Annotated in this window: 17 protein-coding genes and 2 pseudogenes; 4 read left to right on the forward strand and 15 right to left on the reverse strand. The window is 68.6% G+C overall.

Annotated features, from left to right (window positions below):
* Window positions 1-52: 52 nt before the first annotated feature.
* The 6 genes from MEICH_RS0101965 to MEICH_RS23100 form a co-directional block, all read right to left on the reverse strand.
* On the reverse strand, window positions 53-1,726 hold the full coding sequence (locus MEICH_RS0101965; RefSeq protein WP_027891229.1) for a b(o/a)3-type cytochrome-c oxidase subunit 1: 1,674 nt from the start codon (window positions 1,724-1,726) through the stop codon (window positions 53-55).
* 99 nt (window positions 1,727-1,825) lie between these two features.
* A complete protein-coding gene (locus MEICH_RS0101970) occupies window positions 1,826-2,308 on the reverse strand; it encodes a cytochrome c oxidase subunit II (RefSeq protein ID WP_027891230.1) in 483 nt (160 codons plus the stop codon).
* A complete protein-coding gene (locus MEICH_RS27700; RefSeq protein WP_169730623.1) occupies window positions 2,305-2,418 on the reverse strand; it encodes a cytochrome c oxidase subunit 2A in 114 nt (37 codons plus the stop codon). Before MEICH_RS27700 ends, MEICH_RS0101970 begins: the two co-directional genes overlap by 4 nt.
* A 169-nt stretch (window positions 2,419-2,587) precedes the next feature.
* Window positions 2,588-5,500, reverse strand: a complete 2,913-nt coding sequence (locus MEICH_RS0101980; RefSeq protein ID WP_027891231.1) for a PAS domain-containing protein — start codon at window positions 5,498-5,500, stop codon at window positions 2,588-2,590.
* Between the two features lie 182 nt (window positions 5,501-5,682).
* A complete protein-coding gene (gene argC, locus MEICH_RS0101985; RefSeq protein WP_027891232.1) occupies window positions 5,683-6,720 on the reverse strand; it encodes an N-acetyl-gamma-glutamyl-phosphate reductase in 1,038 nt (345 codons plus the stop codon).
* Window positions 6,721-6,770: 50 nt separating this feature from the next.
* Window positions 6,771-7,268, reverse strand: a complete 498-nt coding sequence (locus MEICH_RS23100; RefSeq protein WP_051303834.1) for a DUF488 domain-containing protein — start codon at window positions 7,266-7,268, stop codon at window positions 6,771-6,773.
* 415 nt (window positions 7,269-7,683) lie between these two features.
* Between MEICH_RS23100 and MEICH_RS0101995 the strand changes: the two genes are divergently transcribed.
* Window positions 7,684-8,253, forward strand: coding sequence for an endonuclease dU (locus tag MEICH_RS0101995; RefSeq protein WP_027891233.1), 570 nt, complete (start codon window positions 7,684-7,686; stop codon window positions 8,251-8,253).
* Window positions 8,254-8,257: 4 nt separating this feature from the next.
* Here the strand turns inward: MEICH_RS0101995 and lysX are convergent, their stop codons facing one another.
* From lysX to MEICH_RS0102025, 6 genes are all read right to left on the reverse strand, one after another.
* The gene (lysX, locus tag MEICH_RS0102000) at window positions 8,258-9,103 is read right to left on the reverse strand and encodes a lysine biosynthesis protein LysX (protein ID WP_027891234.1); all 846 of its coding nucleotides are present in this window, start codon (window positions 9,101-9,103) and stop codon (window positions 8,258-8,260) included.
* Window positions 9,104-9,191: 88 nt separating this feature from the next.
* Complete coding sequence (gene lysW / locus MEICH_RS0102005) at window positions 9,192-9,356, reverse strand: lysine biosynthesis protein LysW (protein WP_027891235.1); 165 nt, start codon at window positions 9,354-9,356, stop codon at window positions 9,192-9,194.
* A gap of 54 nt (window positions 9,357-9,410) precedes the next feature.
* Window positions 9,411-9,719, reverse strand: coding sequence for a TFIIB-type zinc ribbon-containing protein (locus MEICH_RS0102010; RefSeq protein WP_027891236.1), 309 nt, complete (start codon window positions 9,717-9,719; stop codon window positions 9,411-9,413).
* Window positions 9,720-9,741: 22 nt separating this feature from the next.
* The gene (locus tag MEICH_RS0102015; protein ID WP_027891237.1) at window positions 9,742-10,242 is read right to left on the reverse strand and encodes a LeuD/DmdB family oxidoreductase small subunit; all 501 of its coding nucleotides are present in this window, start codon (window positions 10,240-10,242) and stop codon (window positions 9,742-9,744) included.
* Between the two features lie 45 nt (window positions 10,243-10,287).
* Window positions 10,288-10,824 carry a DinB family protein gene (locus tag MEICH_RS0102020; RefSeq protein WP_169730624.1) on the reverse strand — a complete coding sequence of 179 codons (537 nt, stop codon included), beginning with the start codon at window positions 10,822-10,824 and terminating at the stop codon, window positions 10,288-10,290.
* Window positions 10,825-10,835: 11 nt separating this feature from the next.
* Window positions 10,836-12,098, reverse strand: coding sequence for a 3-isopropylmalate dehydratase large subunit (locus tag MEICH_RS0102025; protein ID WP_027891239.1), 1,263 nt, complete (start codon window positions 12,096-12,098; stop codon window positions 10,836-10,838).
* Between the two features lie 22 nt (window positions 12,099-12,120).
* Between MEICH_RS0102025 and MEICH_RS0102030 the strand changes: the two genes are divergently transcribed.
* On the forward strand, window positions 12,121-12,351 hold the full coding sequence (locus tag MEICH_RS0102030; RefSeq protein WP_027891240.1) for a type II toxin-antitoxin system HicB family antitoxin: 231 nt from the start codon (window positions 12,121-12,123) through the stop codon (window positions 12,349-12,351).
* 64 nt (window positions 12,352-12,415) lie between these two features.
* Window positions 12,416-12,547 (forward strand): annotated as a pseudogene (locus MEICH_RS29965) (type II toxin-antitoxin system HicA family toxin); the annotation flags it as partial.
* Window positions 12,548-12,555: 8 nt separating this feature from the next.
* Here the strand turns inward: MEICH_RS29965 and MEICH_RS0102035 are convergent.
* The 3 genes from MEICH_RS0102035 to MEICH_RS0102045 form a co-directional block, all read right to left on the reverse strand.
* Window positions 12,556-13,797 (reverse strand): LeuA family protein, encoded by a 1,242-nt coding sequence (locus tag MEICH_RS0102035; RefSeq protein ID WP_027891241.1) that lies wholly within the window; start codon window positions 13,795-13,797, stop codon window positions 12,556-12,558.
* A gap of 177 nt (window positions 13,798-13,974) precedes the next feature.
* Window positions 13,975-14,490, reverse strand: a complete 516-nt coding sequence (locus MEICH_RS0102040; protein WP_027891242.1) for a Uma2 family endonuclease — start codon at window positions 14,488-14,490, stop codon at window positions 13,975-13,977.
* 132 nt (window positions 14,491-14,622) lie between these two features.
* The gene (locus tag MEICH_RS0102045) at window positions 14,623-15,051 is read right to left on the reverse strand and encodes a CBS domain-containing protein (RefSeq protein WP_036218167.1); all 429 of its coding nucleotides are present in this window, start codon (window positions 15,049-15,051) and stop codon (window positions 14,623-14,625) included.
* A gap of 120 nt (window positions 15,052-15,171) precedes the next feature.
* On the opposite strand from MEICH_RS0102045, the pseudogene MEICH_RS23105 reads away from it, so the two are divergent.
* Window positions 15,172-15,301: pseudogene (locus tag MEICH_RS23105) on the forward strand (ribonuclease HII); the annotation flags it as partial.

Consider the following 15,301-nt stretch of genomic DNA (forward strand, 5'->3'; position numbering starts at 1 on the left):
CGTTCAGCGTTCGGCCATCGGCTATCCGCTATCGGCTGTCTTTCCTCTACCCTCACCACAACCGCACCCCCGGCACCGGGTTGAGATTGACCAACATCCCCACCAGCACCGGCCCATAGGCCACCAGCACCAGCCCCGCCGCCACCGCGAACCACAGCCACACCCGCTCGGCCAGCAGCGCCAGCGAGTTGCCCTCGGGCTTGGAGATGGCCTCGGCGAAGGGGATCTCCTGCACCTGGGAAAAGTCGCGCCGCCGCTGCAGGGCGGTGGCGAAGATCACGTAGAAGAAAAAGATGATGGAGACGAAGAGGATGACCCCCGAGATGGCGTTGAGCACCATCCAGGGGCCCGCCCCGGCGTAGGCCTCGGGCACCTCGGCGATGTAGGAGCGGCGCGGCACCCCGTAGAGGAAGCCCATCCAGTGCAGGGCGAAGGTCATGATGAACATGCCGATGAACCACAGCCACATCGAGGCCCAGGCTAGCCCCGGCCTCACCAAAGGCTTGCCCGTGAGGTGCGGGATCAGCCAGAAGGCCGCGCCCATCGCGCCCATCGCCACCAGCCCGGCGACTTGCATGTGGAAGTGCCCCGAGATCCAGGTGGTGTTGTGCACGCCCTGGTTGAGGGTGAAGCTGGCGTTGACCATGCCCCCGGCCCCGCCGGGGATGAACAGGATGAAGCCCAGCAGGAAGGCCAGCACGCTGGGGTTGTTCCAGGGCAGCGCCCAAACCCAGCCCAGCAGGCCCTTGCCGCCCCGAGCCCGCCCGGCGACCTCGAGGCTCGCCGCGATGGTGAAGGCGGTGAGCAGGCTGGGCAGGGCCACCATCATGGTCAGGATGGTGTGGACCCACTTCCAGAAGTTGGAGATGCCGGGGTCGGAGAACTGGTGGTGGAAGCCCACGGGGGTCGAGAAGAGCAGGAAGAGCAGGAACACCACCCGCGCCAGCGGGTCGGAGACCAGCTTGCCCCCCGCCTGGCGCGGCAGGACGGTGTAGGCGATGACGTAGACCGGCAGCAGCCAGAAGTAGACGATGGCGTGCCCGGTGAACCAGAAGAGGGTGCGGGCCAGCAGGGGGTCTACGCCCTCGATCCAGCCGAAGGACCAGGGGATGAGGAACACCGCCACCTCGACCACCAGGCCCAAGGAGGCCAGGAACCACATCAGCCAGTGGACCACGCTCATGTAGGCGGGGAGCGGGGTGATCCGGCCGGGGTTGGCGCGTTTCCAGCGCAGCCACATCTCGAGCACCAGCCAGCCCGTGACCCAGCTCGAGAGCACGAAGACGGCGGCCCCCACGTAGAAGGCCCAGTGCCCCTTGAGCGGCGGGTAGAAGGTGTAGAGCACGGTGGCCTCGTTGCCCAGCAGCGGGATCGCGGCGACGGCCAGCCCCACGAAGGCCATCCACCACGAAACCCAGGCCAGGGTCATGTTGGGCCGCAGCCCCAGCGAGCGGGCCGGGAGGTACAGCAGCACCGCCTGGGCGAAGAGCTGGGTGAAGACGATGGCGTTGAGCACGCCGTGCAGGGTGAGCCCCTGGTAGTACGACTGCACCAGGGGCCGCAGGAAGGGGTAGAGGTCGATGTTGGAGTAGTTGAGCGCTTGCAGGGGCCCGAACAGCGACCCGATGAGCAGCGCCACGAAGCCCAGCATCAGCAGGTAGAGCGTGACCTTCTTCTCGGGCGCGTCGGCGTAGGCGTCGGGGCGGGAGAGGGTGCGAACAGCCATTGCTTCTCCTTTGGACTTGGTCGAGGGTCGAGGGAGGAGGGCGGCTCGAGGCCCGTGGCTCGTGGAAAAGCTCTTGGTTACGGGCCGCCCCCCCGACGCTCACTCCTCGACCACGATGCGGCTGAGCATCTTGGCGTGGCCCAGGCCGCAGTACTGGTGGCAGATGATCTTGTAGGTGCCGGGGCGGTCGAAGGTGTACTCCACCTTGGAGACGTAGCCGGGCACCACCTCCACGTTGATGTTGGTGCGCTCGATCATGAAGCCGTGCACCACGTCAGGGCTGGCGACGTAGAAGGTCACCTTGCGGCCCCGCTTCACCCGCATCTCGCCCGGGGAATAGCCGAAGGCGAAGGCCTGCACGTAGGCCACGTACTCGTTGCCCACCTGCTCGAGCCGCGGGTTGGCGAACTCGCTCCCGGCGCGCACCTCGCCCACCCGGATCTGGCCCGCCCCGCGCGGGATGGTCTGGCCGTAGTTGAGCGCGGTGTAGGCGATGAGCACCAGGAAGACCAGGATCATCACCAGCACCACCCGCAGCCAGATGGCCTCGTAGCGCTCGAAGGCGTGATGGGACTCGTTCATGCGCCGCTCCTCGAGAGGTAGCCCAGGAAGTGGGCCAGCCAGAACACCACCACGAAGATGAACACCAGGGAAATCACCATCAGGGCGCCCACCGGCCGCTCGTCGTGCATACTCATCCCCTCCTTCGCCGGGCTCGGGGGCCGCGCCCGGGCCGCCCGAACCCCGCACGGCACGCGGGAAGCGGCGGCGAAAGGCCGGCCGCGCTCCGGTCCTATGCAGTGAGCCTAGCAGGGGCGCATTCCGGGGGACTAACCGTAATTGGTTAGAAACGCCCCCCACTTATGGCAGGGTAGGGCCGGGGTCGTGCCCCGCGGGCAGCCGCACCATCGCGACCGTGCCCTTGCCGACTTCGCTCTCGAGCCGGATCTCCCCACGGTGCTGCTCGATGATCCACTTGGCGATGGACAGGCCCAGCCCGGTGCCGCCCGAGTCGCGCGAGCGGGAGGGGTCGGCGCGGTAGAAGCGCTCGAAGACGTGGGGCAGGTGCTCGGGGGCGATGCCGGCGCCGGTGTCGCTGACGCGGAATTCGGCCCAGCCTTCGCTACGGGCGAGCTCCAGGCGCACCTCCCCGCCCTCGGGGGTGTACTTGAGGGCGTTCTCCAGCAGGATCAAAGCGAGCTGCTTGAGCCGGTCGGCGTCGCCCGGCACCGTCAGGGCGGGCAGGGGGCCCAGCTCCAGGCGGTGGTTATTGCCCAGGCTCTTCGCGGTGGTGAAGGCGGCCCGCAGCACCTCGTCGAGGCGCACGGGCCCTAGCCGCAGCCGCTGGCCGGCGTCGCCGCGGGCCAGGGCGAGCATGTCGTTGACCAGGCGCGACAGCCGCTGGGCCTCGCGCACCGCGTCGCTCAGCGCCTCGGTGTAGTCGGGTTCGCCCATGTCCCGGAATTGCAGCAGCAGCTCGAGGTTGCCCTGGATGGCCGTGAGAGGGGCGCGCAGCTCGTGGGCGGCGTCGGCCACGAAGCGCTTCTGGGCCTCGGCCAGCCGCCGGTAGCGCTCCTCGCTCTGCCGCAGCGCCTCCTCCGCCCGCTGGCGCTCGGCGACGTCGGTGTTGGTGCCGAACCAGCGGGCCACGCGGCCCGAGGCGTCGCGGAAGGGCATGACCCGGGTGAGGAAGGGGCGGAACACCCCGTCGGCCCCGCGCAGCGGGAAGGTCATGTCGAAGGGCTCGCCGCTTTGCAGCGAGGCCCGCCAGCGCCGCAGCACCTCCGGCAGCAGCTCGGGGTCGTGCACGGCCTCCCAGCCCCAGCCCTCCATCTCCTCGAGCGTAGTGCCGGTGTAGTCGTACCAGCGCTGGTTGTACCAGAAGACGTGGCCGCTGGCGTCGGCCATCCAGGCCAGTTGGGGGATGGTCTCGGCGAGCTGGCGGAAGCGCTCCTCGCTCTCGCGCAGCGCCTCCTCGGCCTGCTTGCGCCCGGTGACGTCCATGTTGACGCCGCTCATGCGCACCACCCGGCCGGCGGCGTCGCGGTAGAAGCGCGAACGGCTGGCGATCCAGCGCACCTGGCCGTCGGGCCGCACGATGCGGTACTCCTCCTCCACGAACTCCTGGCCCGCCGCCGCGGCCCGCTCGGCGTTGGCGGCGATGCGCTCGCGGTCGTCGGGGTGGACGATGCGGTAGAAGTCGTCAACGTGATGGTCCAGGGTGCTGGGCTCCAGGCCGAACAGCGCCTCCTGCTCCGGCAGCCAGCGCTGCTCGCCGGTGGCCAGGTCCCAGTCCCACGCCCCCATGCGCCCCGACTGCAGCGCCAGGCGCAGCCACTCCTCCGAGGCCCGCAGGCCCTCATACAGCCGGGCCCGCTCGAGGGCCTGCGCTACCAGCCCGCCGAGCGTCAGCAGGAAGTCGCGCTCCTCGCTGTCCCACTCCCGCGCGTCCGCGAAGGCGAAGACCAAGCAGCCCAGCACCCGGCCGTCGGCCGCCAGGGGCAGGCTCACCGAGGCCTCGGTGCCCAGCGCCCGGATCTGCGCCTCGAGGTGGGGGTACTGCCGGGCGAAGTCGGCGGCCGAGCCGAACCAGCGCGGCCGCCCGTCGCGGGCGCTGTCGGCCAGGGGCACGCCCGCGACGAGGGGGACCTCCCGGTAGCGCTCGCGCAGCGCCGAGCCCCGCTCGGTCCAGCTCACCGCCCGCAGGGCCTGGCCCTCCAGCAGGTAGAGCCCGCCGTACACCGCCCCCAGCACCCCCGACGCCTCGCGCATCGCCACCTCGCACACCCCGGCCGGCTCGAGCGTGGCCGCCAGGGCCTGGGCCAGCCGCCGCAAAACCTCGGCCCGCTGCCGCCCCCGCCGCTCCTGCGCGAAGAGCCGGGCATTAGCCAGCGCGGCCGCGGCCCGGCGGGCGAACTCCTCGCCCAAAGCCACGTCGGCCTCGCCGTAGCGGCGGTGGGGGTCGGAGGAAGCCACGTCGATCACCCCCAGCACCTCCCCGCCCCACACCATCGGCAGGCTCATGCCCGAGCGCAGCTCGAGCCCCTTGAGCGTCGCCAGCCGCTCGGGGTCGGCCACCAGCGCCTCGAGCAGGGCGTCGGTGATCACGGGCAGGAGTTGGGCCTTCCCGGCGCGGTAGGCCGCGCCGGTGCCCTGCGGGGCGTCCTGGCGGATGGGGTAGCGCCGCAGCATGCGGTGCACGAGCTCGACCTTGGCCCCGTCGGCGTGGTGGACCACCAGGGGCTCGAGGGTGCCGCCCGGCCCGGGCAGGTAGACCCCGCACCAGTCCCCCAGCACCGGCACCGCCAGCCGGGCGACCTCCGCCAGGGTCTGCTGCGGGTCGCGGGAGAGGCTCAGCCGCTCGCTCGCCGCCGCCAGGAAGCTCAGCCGCTCCTCCTGCACCTTGCGCTCGTGCACGTCGGTGAAGATGCCCACCCACGCCGCGACCTCGCCGCCCTCCCCCGTCACCGGCTCGAGGCGCAGCAAGAACCAGCCGTACGCGCCGTCGTGGCGCATCAGCCGGCAGGTGCGCTCGAACGCCGCCCCGTCCCGCAAGGCCCCTCGCACCGCCTCACCCTCCTCGGGGTAGAGCAGCGCGGGGTCGGGAAAGCCCCTCGAGCCCTCCAGGCCGCGCCCGGTGTACGCGCTCCAGCGCCGGTTGACGTGGAGCACCCGCCCCTCCGCGTCGGCCAGGTAGGCCGGGTGGGGGATCAGCTCGAGCGCCTGCACCAGCCCCGGCAGGTCGGGGGGCTGGCTCGAGGGAGGGGGCTCCATAGAAAAAAACTACACCCAAGCGGCGGCTCGGCGTAGGAGATGGCTGATAGCTAAACGCCTTTTCTTCACCCCCCTTAACAAGGGGGGCTGGGGGGGATAAACCCTCCCCGCCGGCGGGAGGGCCGGGGAGGGGTTTACCACGAGCTACAGGCTGACGGCTGACCGCTGATGGCTGACCGCTTTTAAGGATGTAACCCCGTGAACTCCAGCCCGGTCGTCTCCGGCCAGCCCATGCGCACGTTGAGCGACTGGATGGCGTGGCCGGCGGTGCCCTTGACCAGGTTGTCGATGGCGCTGATGACCACCAGGCGGCCGGTGTCCTCCTCGAGCTCGAAGCCGATGTCGCAGTAGTTGGTGCCCTCCACCACGCCCGGGTCGGGGTAGCGGTGGATGCCCTTGCGCACCTTGACCATGCGGATGAAGGGCTCGGAGCCGTAGACGTTGCGGTAGGCCTGCCACACGTCGCGCTCGCTCCAACCGTCCTGCAGGAAGGTCTGGGCGGTCATGAGGATGCCGCGCACCCGGTCGGTGGCGACGGCGGTGAGGTAGAGCTCGGGCTTGCCAGGGAGGTTCTCGAGGACCTCGGCGGTGTGGCGGTGCCCGGTGGGCTTGTACGCCCGGATGGAGCCCGCGCGCTCGGGGTGGTGCGAGGCCAGGCTAGGCTCGGCCCCGGCGGCGCTGGTCGAGATCATGACGGTGGCGAAGATGGGCTTGGGGGCCAGCACCCCCTCCCGGATGAGGGGGTAGAGCCCCAGCAGGATGGCGGTGGCGTTGCAGCCGCAGCAGGCGATGTGGTTGGCGCTCTTCAGGGCCTCGCGGTGCAGCTCGGGGTTCCCGTAGACCCACTGCCCCACCAGGTCGGGGCGGGGGTGCTCCTCGCCGTAGTACTTCCGGTAGAGCTCGAGGTTCTTGAGCCGGAAGTCGGCGGAGAGGTCGAGGATGACGGGCGCGAGGCCCCGGTACTTGTCGAACTCCTTGGCCGCGACGCCGTGGGGCATGGAGAGCACCAGCACGTCGCAGGGCTCGAGCGCGGCGGGGTCGGAGAACTTGAGGTTGGTGCGCCCGCGCAGGTTGGGGTGGACCAGGTTCACCGGGTCGCCCAGGTAGCGCCTCGAGGTGACCTGCTTGACCTCGAGGCCGGGGTGCCCCAGCGCCAGCCGCAAGAACTCGCCCCCGGCGTAGCCGGAGCCCCCCACGATGGAAACGGTCTTTTTCTCCATTGGCATCCCCAAAATCAAGGCAACAGCATATCCGATGCCGGGGCCTTTGGCTACCACAGGCCCGGCGGCGGGTCGAACCGGGCCAGCTCCGCCTCGGCCTGCGCCGTCCCGCCCTTGCGGATGTGGTAAATCTCCGCCGCCAGCGCCGGGTTTTCCCCGGTGAGGGCCTTCACCACCAGCAGCCTGCGGTGGCAGCGGTTAGGGTCCTCCTCGCTGCACAGCACGGCAACCCGGCGCCCGGAGGCGAGCCTTTTCAGCGCCTCGAGCCCCTCTCGGAAAGCTTTTGACTCGGCCATTTTCGCGTAGTCGGGGCGGCCCGATTCATCGTAAAGCTGAGAGTCCTTGGGCCGCCCGCCGAGGGTCTCGAGCCAGACGTACTCAACCCCGTGTTCGGACAAAAGACGCTCGAGGTTTTGTTTACGAAAGTGGGGGGAGAACCTCGAGACCGGCTGCGAGCGCACGTCGGCCACCGCTTCGATGCCGTGCTGCCGCAGCAGCTCGAGGAATCTCTCGGCGCTGTGGTTGGAGTGACCGAGGGTGTAGAGCATGCCCGACCCCAGCCTACTTGGGCGTGTGTTATCGTCCAGGCAGTTTCCCGTCAACTACCCTGACCAACCCCTAACGGGTTCCGGTCAGGGCTTGCAGGGACAGAACCATGCAGAGCACGATTCGCTTCCCCCACGTTCGGCGGGTTGACAACCGCCCAGCAGGGTTGCCCCTGCTGCGAAACGGTCTGCATCACAGGCGAACAGCCGTTTCTCCCGAAGGAGTGCCTGGTAGCCTCAGCAGCCACACAAGCACTTTAGCAAAAAACGCTTCACAGCCGGAGGAGGTGAGTGGGTACAGCCGCCTGACGGCGGCCTGGGGACGATCCCCTATCGGGACGGGCTTCGCCCGTACACCCGGGGGCTATCCCTCCCCGACCAAACCTGGCCGGGGTCTCCCGCCCCAGACCCCATTTTGATGAAGCCCTCCAAACTCTCCCACGCCGTCGGCTTCGACGACTTCCCCTTCCCCCGCGACCACCGGGGCGACGTGAGCATGGTGGGGGCGGTGTACGCCGGGGCGCGCCTCGAGGGCGTCCTGCGCGGGGAAATCCGCCGCGACGGGCGCAACAGCACCGAGGTCCTGGCCCGGCTGGTGCTGCGTTCGAAGTTCAACGCCAGCCTGCAGCTCGTCTTCCTGCAGGGCATTGCCCTGGCCGGGTTCAACGTGGTGGACATCCACCGGCTCTCCGAGACCTTGGAGCGCCCCGTGCTGGTGGTGACCCGCCGGATGCCCGGCCTCGAGGCCATCCGCGAGACGCTCCTGGGCAAGGTGCCCGGCGGCAGGCGCAAGTGGGCCCTCATCGAGAAAGCGGGCCTCCCCGAACCCGTGGCCGGGGTTTACGTGCAGCGGGCCGGGCTGAGCCTCGAGCAGGCCGAGCGGGCCGTCCGGCGCTTCGCCCTTCACTCCAACATCCCCGAACCCCTGCGCACGGCCCACCTGATCGCGGGGGGAATCGCCACCGGGCAGAGCCGGGCGCGGCCCTAGCGCCTCACGAGCGGCGGATGCTCCAGGCGTACTCGAGGATCTTCCCCGGGATGTCCACGCCCGTCGTGCTCACCGAGTTCTTGAACTCCATGGTGTGGTTGACCTCGTTGACCAAGAGCCCCCTGGGCGACTCGAAGAGGTCGATGGCGACCACGCCGCCGCCCACCGCCTTGGCGGCCCGCACGGCCACGTCGGCGAGTTCGGGCGTGACCGGGCAATTCGAAGCCTTGCCGCCGCGGGCGGTGTTGGTGATCCAGTGCTCGCTCGAGCGGTAGATCGCCCCGATGCAGGTGTCGCCCACCACGAAGGCCCGGATGTCGCGGCCTCCCTTGTCCACGAGCTCCTGGACGTAGTAGAGCTGGTGCTGGTAGCCGCCCAGGACCTCCTTGTGCTCCAAGACGGTCTCGGCGGCGTCGCGGTCGTTGATCTTGGAGAGCAGGCGGCCCCAGCTCCCCACCACCGGCTTCATCACCACCGGGTAGCCCATCTCCTCGATGAGCTTGAGGGCTTCCTCGCCCTCGGTGGCGAGCGCGGTGCGGGGCTGCGGCACGCCGTGGGCCTCCAGGGCGCAGCTCGTGGCCCACTTGTCGCCGCAGACCTCGATCACCTCGGGCCGGTTGACCACCGGGATGCCCAGGCTGGTGAGGTAGCGGCTCACCGCCAGGCCCTTGCTCTGGCTCACCAATCGCTCGACGGCGGTGGTGACGCCCTCGAGCTCGGCTGGGCGAGACCCCAGCCGCATGGGGAGCTGCTTGGCGTAGATCTTCTTGAAGGGGATGCCCAAGGCCTCGGCGGCCTTGAAGAGCATCTCCTCGTCGGGGCGGATGCGGTCGTAGAGGATGGCTAGCATAGTCGTGTCGGGGGTCAAGGGTCGAGGGTCGAGGGCGCGGGGCTGAACCCCTGGCCCCCGGCCCCCGGCTCCCGGCGGCGCGTAGCGCCTATTCCCCCCAGTCCTCGGCTTCCTCGGGGGCGGCCTCGAGCTTGAGCGGGTCGAGGCCGGTGACCTCGAGTTCGGCCCCGCAGGTGTCGCAGACGACCAGCTCGCCAAGTTCGGGGTTATCCAGTTCGATAGGGCTTCCGCATTCGACGCATTCGGCTGTCATGGTTTTTCCTCCTTCGCGTTTCGTTCATTGCTATAGCTTCGCAGCTATGAGCGACTAGGCTTCTTCCTCTTCCTCCACCTCCGACCAGTCCGGGGTGAAGGCGTAGCCGCACTCGGGGCAGGTCACGGGCTCGCCCTCCTCCTCGACCTCGATGGGGGTGCCGCAGCGGGGGCAGTCGACGAAGAAGGCGTCCTCGCCGCCCTCCACCACGACCACCTCGAGCGGCTCGAGCGATAGGAACTCCAGCGCCGCGCCGCAGTTCTCGCACTCCATCACGTCGCCTTCCACCAGTTCGTCGTACTCCTCGGCGGGGATGTACAGCGGGTCGTTGCAGGCGGGGCATACGATCTCGATCTCGTCCATGGCAACCTCCAGTCCCCCTAGTTTAAGGGCGCCCCTCCCCCGGGAACCGGCCGTACTTGCGGTAGTACTCGAGGATGCTGCCCTCCTTGAGGGCCTCGAGCAGGAAGCCGGGCGGGGGGGTGAGCCGGAAGGTCTCGCTCCCCCGGCGCAGCACGCCGCGCTCGAACTCGAGCTCCACCTCGTCGCCGTCGTGCAGGGCGTCCACCACCTCGGGGGCCTCGAAGGGCATGATGCCCAGGTTGACCAGGTTGCGGTAGAAGATGCGGGCGTAGCTCTTGGCGATGATCGCCCGCAGGCCCAGGCGCTTGAGCGCCTCGGGGGCGTACTCGCGCGAGGAGCCCAGCCCGGTGTTGCGCCCCGCCACCAGGACGTCGCCGGGCTTGTAGCCCTGGGCGAATTCGGGGCGGAAGTGGGCGAAGGCGTAGGTGTGGAACTTGTCCTCGCCCACCATGAACGGGGCATACTTGCCCGGCAGGATGTCGTCGGTGTTGATGGAGTCGCCGAATTTCCAGATCCGTGCCATCGGGTTCCTCTCCTTAGGGCGCGAGGCCTCGCACCCTTGCGCGCGTCACTTCCACTTGCGGGGCTCCCAGTAGTCGGGGTGCTCCACCGCGAAGACCTCGGGCACCTCCCGGTCCAGGAGCCGCGCGATGGCGTAGAGCTCGCCCCGGTGGTGGACCTCGTCCTGGTAGGCGTGCTGGAGCAGCAGCCAGCCGCGCATCCCCTCGTGCCAGGGGTTGTCGGGGCGGAAGTCCTCGAGCCGCCCCTCGCCCGCCGATTCGGCCCACGAGCGGACCAGGCCCTGAACGCCCACCAGCCAGCCGCGCAGCGCTTCCTTCGAGCCCACGACCCGGGCGCGGTGGGCGTTCCAGTTCGCGTCGGGCTCGCCGGGCTCGGGCTCCCAGCGCCCCAACAGGGCCCCGCGGCAGGCGTAGAACTGGTGCCCGCCGATGTGGTGGAAGAGTTCGCCCACGCTGCGCCAGTCCTCCACCAGGCGGTAATTCAGGTCGTGCTCGGTGAAGCTCTCCAGCAGCTTGAGCGTGACCATCCGCACCCCGTCCCAGTGCTCGAGGAAGCGTTCCAGCGTGGTGTAAGGCGTAGACAAGGCCATCTCCTTCAGGCGTTGGGCGTTGGGCGTTCGGCGTTCAGCGCCTCCGGCGTGGTGATGAACCCGGCCACCGCGCTCGCCGCCGCCACCCTTGGAGAAGCCAGGTAGATCTCGGCGTCGGCGGCGCCCATCCGCCCCTTGAAGTTGCGGTTGGACGTGCTGACGCAGACCTCCCCCGGAGCCAGCACCCCCTGGTGGCGGCCCATGCAAGGCCCACAACCCGGCGTCCCCAGCGTGGCCCCGGCCTGCAGGATGGTGAGGAGCGTGCCGTCAGCGGTGGCCTCCTCGAGCACCTGCGAACTGGCCGGGATCACCAGCATCCGCACGCCGGGCGCGACCCTGCGCCCGCGCAGCACCTCGGCCACCTCGTGCAGGTCGTCGAGGCGCCCGTTGGTGCAGGTGCCCACGAAGACCTGGTCCACCTTCTTGCCCATCACCGAGTCCACCGTCTGCACGTTGTCCACGTAGAAGGGCACCGAGACACGCGGGGTCAGGGCCGAAAGATCGATCTCCACCTCGCGCACGTAGGCCGCGTCCGGGTCGGGGTAGAGCCAGCCGGGCACGTCGTAAAGCTCCAGGATCTCGCCGCTGGGCACCACCAGCCCGCACTTAGCCCCGGCCTCCACACTGAGGTTGGCCAGGGTCAGGCGCTGGCTGCGGGTGAGGGACTCGGCGCCGTCCTCGAGGTGGATCTCCACGCTCATGTACGTCGCCCCGTCGGCGGTGAGGACCCGGACCATCTCGAGCGCCGCGTCCTTCGCGCTCACCGCGGGGTTCAGCCGGCCCCGGAAGGTCACCTTCACGCTCTCGGGCACCCGCAGCCAGGTGCGGCCCGAGGCCGCCGCCAGCGCGATGTCGGTAGCCCCCATCCCGCTGCCGAAGCAGGCCACGCCGCCGTAGGTGGTGGAGTGGGAGTCCGAGCCCAGCACGATCCCGCCGGGCAGGGCCAGCCGCTCCTCGACGAGCACCTGGTGGCAGATGCCGCGCCCCACGTCGAAGACCCGGCAGCCCACCCGCTGGCCCCACTCCCGGATCTCCTTCTGCGCCTTCGCCACCTCCACGTTGGCCGCCGGGGCCACGTGGTCGATGACGATGGCGACTTTTTCCGGGTAGCGGGGCATGGCCCCGAGCTGCTCGAGCCGCTTGAAGAAGCTCCCGGCGATGGAGTCCACCACCATCACCTGGTCCACCTCCACCACCACCAGCTCACCGGCCCGCACCTCGCGCCCGGCCCGCTGGGAAAGGATTTTTTCGGCTAGGGTTAGGCCCATCTCGACCTCCTAAAATCAGGGTATGAAACGCAGGTATTGGGTACACGTCTACGAAGATCCGGAAGAGCCGGGGGTCTGGCTGGCGGATGTCCCGGCGGTTCCTGGGGTTCATTCTGCCGGCGATACCCGTGAGGAAGCCATCGGCAACGTTTTGGAAGCGCTCGAGGGGCTCCTTGACGCGCTGAAACGCCGGGGTCTTCCGATCCCCGAGCCGGATGGGGAGTGGGTAGAGGTGGAAGTGAATGCCCCCTAAACCCGAAGAAGTGCTTCGTAAACTTAAGCGCATCGGATTCGAGTAGGAACCAGGCAAAGGCAGCCATCGAATCGTAATCCACCCGGATAGGCGCAGAACGGTGATTCCGTTCCATCGGAAGGAACTCAAGAAAGGTACCTACCATAAAATTCTCAGGGACATCGGGCTGAGTGAGGAAGAATATCGGAAACTTTGACATATCCCTCAGTCCAGGTTCTCCAAGCGGGCGGTAGGCACTTCCTCCGGCAGCGCGTGCTTGCGGATGCCGTGGGATTGGGCGAGCTCGAGCAGCAGTTCCTCGGGCTTCTTGCTGCGCCCGATCTCGTGGGTGCGGCTCTTGAACTCGTGGGTGATCTCCTTGGCCTGCTCCTTGGTGATCTCGAGCGCCTCCACCTCCTTGAGGTAGTAGTAGATCAGGTTCCAGCCCGACAGCGGCCCCAGCAGGAGCTGGTTCTTGTCCACGCCGAAGTCGTGGAGGTTGTGGGCCTCGTAGACTTTTTTCTCGTTGAGCACGGCCTTCTGGTGGACCCCGGCGGTGTGGGTGCGGTTGGTGAGCGAGACCGGCTCGGTGTAGGGCACCAGGGTGCCCAGGATCGAGGCCATGAGCACGTTGAGGGGGTAGCACTGGCTGAGCTGGTACTGCTCGGCGAGCTCGGGGTGGCGCTTGGAGAGGTTGAAGAGCACCCCCGTCACCGAGGGGATCCCCGAGCGCTCGGCCAGGCCCCAGATGGAGGCGTCCACGTAGCGCACCCCTGCCCGCACGGCGGCGAGCACGTTGGCGAGGGCCAGGCCCCGGTCGTTGTGGAAGTGGCACTCGAGGTCCACGCCCGGGTAGCGCTCGCGCAGCGCGCACACCAGCGCCGTCACGTCCTCCGGCTCGGCCATGCCGACCGTGTCGGGCATGCCCAGGGTGTCGACGTAGGGGGCGACCGCGTCGTAGAGCCGGAAGAGGTCCTCTTTGGGCGTGCGGAAGGCGTCCTCGGCGCTGAAGCGGAGGTAGAGGCCGGGGTGGCGCTCGCGGGTGCTGCGGATCACCTCGCTCGCCAGGGCGACGGCCTCCTCGAGGCTCTTCTGCGCGTTGTGCCGCTGGGCCAGCGGCGAGACGCCCAGGTAGAGGTTGAGCCCGTTGCAGCCGACCTCGAGCGAGCGCTCGATGTCGTCGGGGTGGCAGCGGCAGTGGGCCAGGAAACGCAGCTCACGGCCGGTGAGGCCCTTGGCGTAGGCGATGAGCTCGCGCACGTCGCGCTCCTCGGCCATGCCCACCACGGGCGAGAAGAACTCGACGTGGGTAACGCCCAGCTCGAGCAGGCCCGCCAGGAGCAGCTTCTTCTCCTCGAGGGTGAAGCGGTACTTCTCGGTGTCGAAGAGCAGCGGCGACTGCTGGCCGTCGCGGAAGGTGGTGTCCACGACCTCGATGCGCCTGCTTTGTGCGTGAGCGTTGCCCATGGTCCCCTCGGGTGCTTGCAAAAAAACTCGGCCCGCGCGGTGTGGCGGGCCGGGATACGCAGTCGCGCGGACTAGCTCAGGCTAGCCCCCCGGCAACTGGTTTTTTTGCACTTAAGATCATCCCGGAAGCAAGGTTATACAAGGTATACCGGCTTGTCAAGATGGCCGGGCGGGCACCTACCACCACCCCAGCCGCTCCCCCATGAACTCCACGGGTTCCCCGCTGCGGTAGAGCGTCCTCGAGCGGTAGTTGCGCCCGATGGGCTCCCGGTAAACCTCCAAAACGTCGTCTACGAGATTGAGAATCCAGTATTCAGGGATGCCAGCCTCAGCATACAGCGGTAGCTTGTGTTCGCGGTCGTAGCTCAGGGTGCTGTCGCCGACCTCGACAACGAGCAGAACATCGGCCGGTTCAGCCAGGCGGCTCTCGTAGCGTCCGTCTGGAGGCAGCAGCAACATGAGGTCGGGCTGCAGTTCCGAGGAGGGTGGGATGCGAAGGGGGTTTTGAACCCAGATCACGGCCCGGCCGGCGAATCGAGAAGCCAGCGTGCCGGTCATGCGCCCGACTGCCGCCGCATGCTTTGGTCCAATTGGGCTCATCTCGTAGATCTCTCCCTCGAGCAGCTCAACGCCTTTCACCTCGGCAAACAGCCGCTCGAACTCCTCGACCGAAAAGCGGTATCTGGTTGCCATGATCCCAGTATGTCATGGCAAGACATGGCATGTTTCGCAACCTGTTTTAGCCCAAAAGGGAATCGCCGAGTAAACCCTTGGGGTCAGCAAAAAGCCGGTTGCCAGAGCAACCGGCTCCAAGCCTCTCGGGGCTCAGTTGGCCCCGGGGTGTACGAAGGCCCGCAGCACGTCACTCACCGTGACGATGCCCACCAGCTTCTCGCCCGAGACTACGGGCAGCCCGCCCAGCTTGTTCTCCAGCATGGTCTTGGCGGCCTGCTCGAGCGTGGCGCTCTCGTCGATGCTGATCACCGGGTAGCTCATCACCTCGCGCACCGGCAGCTTGGCGACGAGGTAGTTGATCTCCCAGATCGAAAGCGACGTCGCGTCGGAGGGCATGGCCTCCTTGAGGTCGCGGTCGGTGACGATGCCCACCAATTTGCCGTCCTCCACCACGGGCAGGCGCCGGAAGCCCCCCTGCCGCATGATGAGCGCGGCGTCGGGGACAGTGGTTTCGGGGGTGACGGTGACGGGGTCGGCGGTCATCCACTGCCGGACCGACGTTGTTTTTGTGCTGACCATAAACCCACCTCCTCGGGTTGTGGCTCCTTCATACTGGGCCCTACGGCCGAGGCGGGCATAGGGTCAAACGACCCCGGCGCCCCTGGCGCTCCCGCGGGGAGCCTCGAGTAGATTAGGGGCGTGGAATTTCCCGAAGCCGACTGGTGGGCCGCCGGCCTCTACGTGGGCGGCGTGGACGAGGCCGGGCGCGGGGCGCTGGCCGGGCCGGTGGTGGCCGCCGCCGTGATCCTGCCGCCCGGTGAGCACCCCT

It is taken from the genome of Calidithermus chliarophilus DSM 9957 (assembly GCF_000430045.1).
In the GTDB taxonomy this organism is placed as follows: Bacteria; Deinococcota; Deinococci; order Deinococcales; family Thermaceae; genus Calidithermus; species Calidithermus chliarophilus.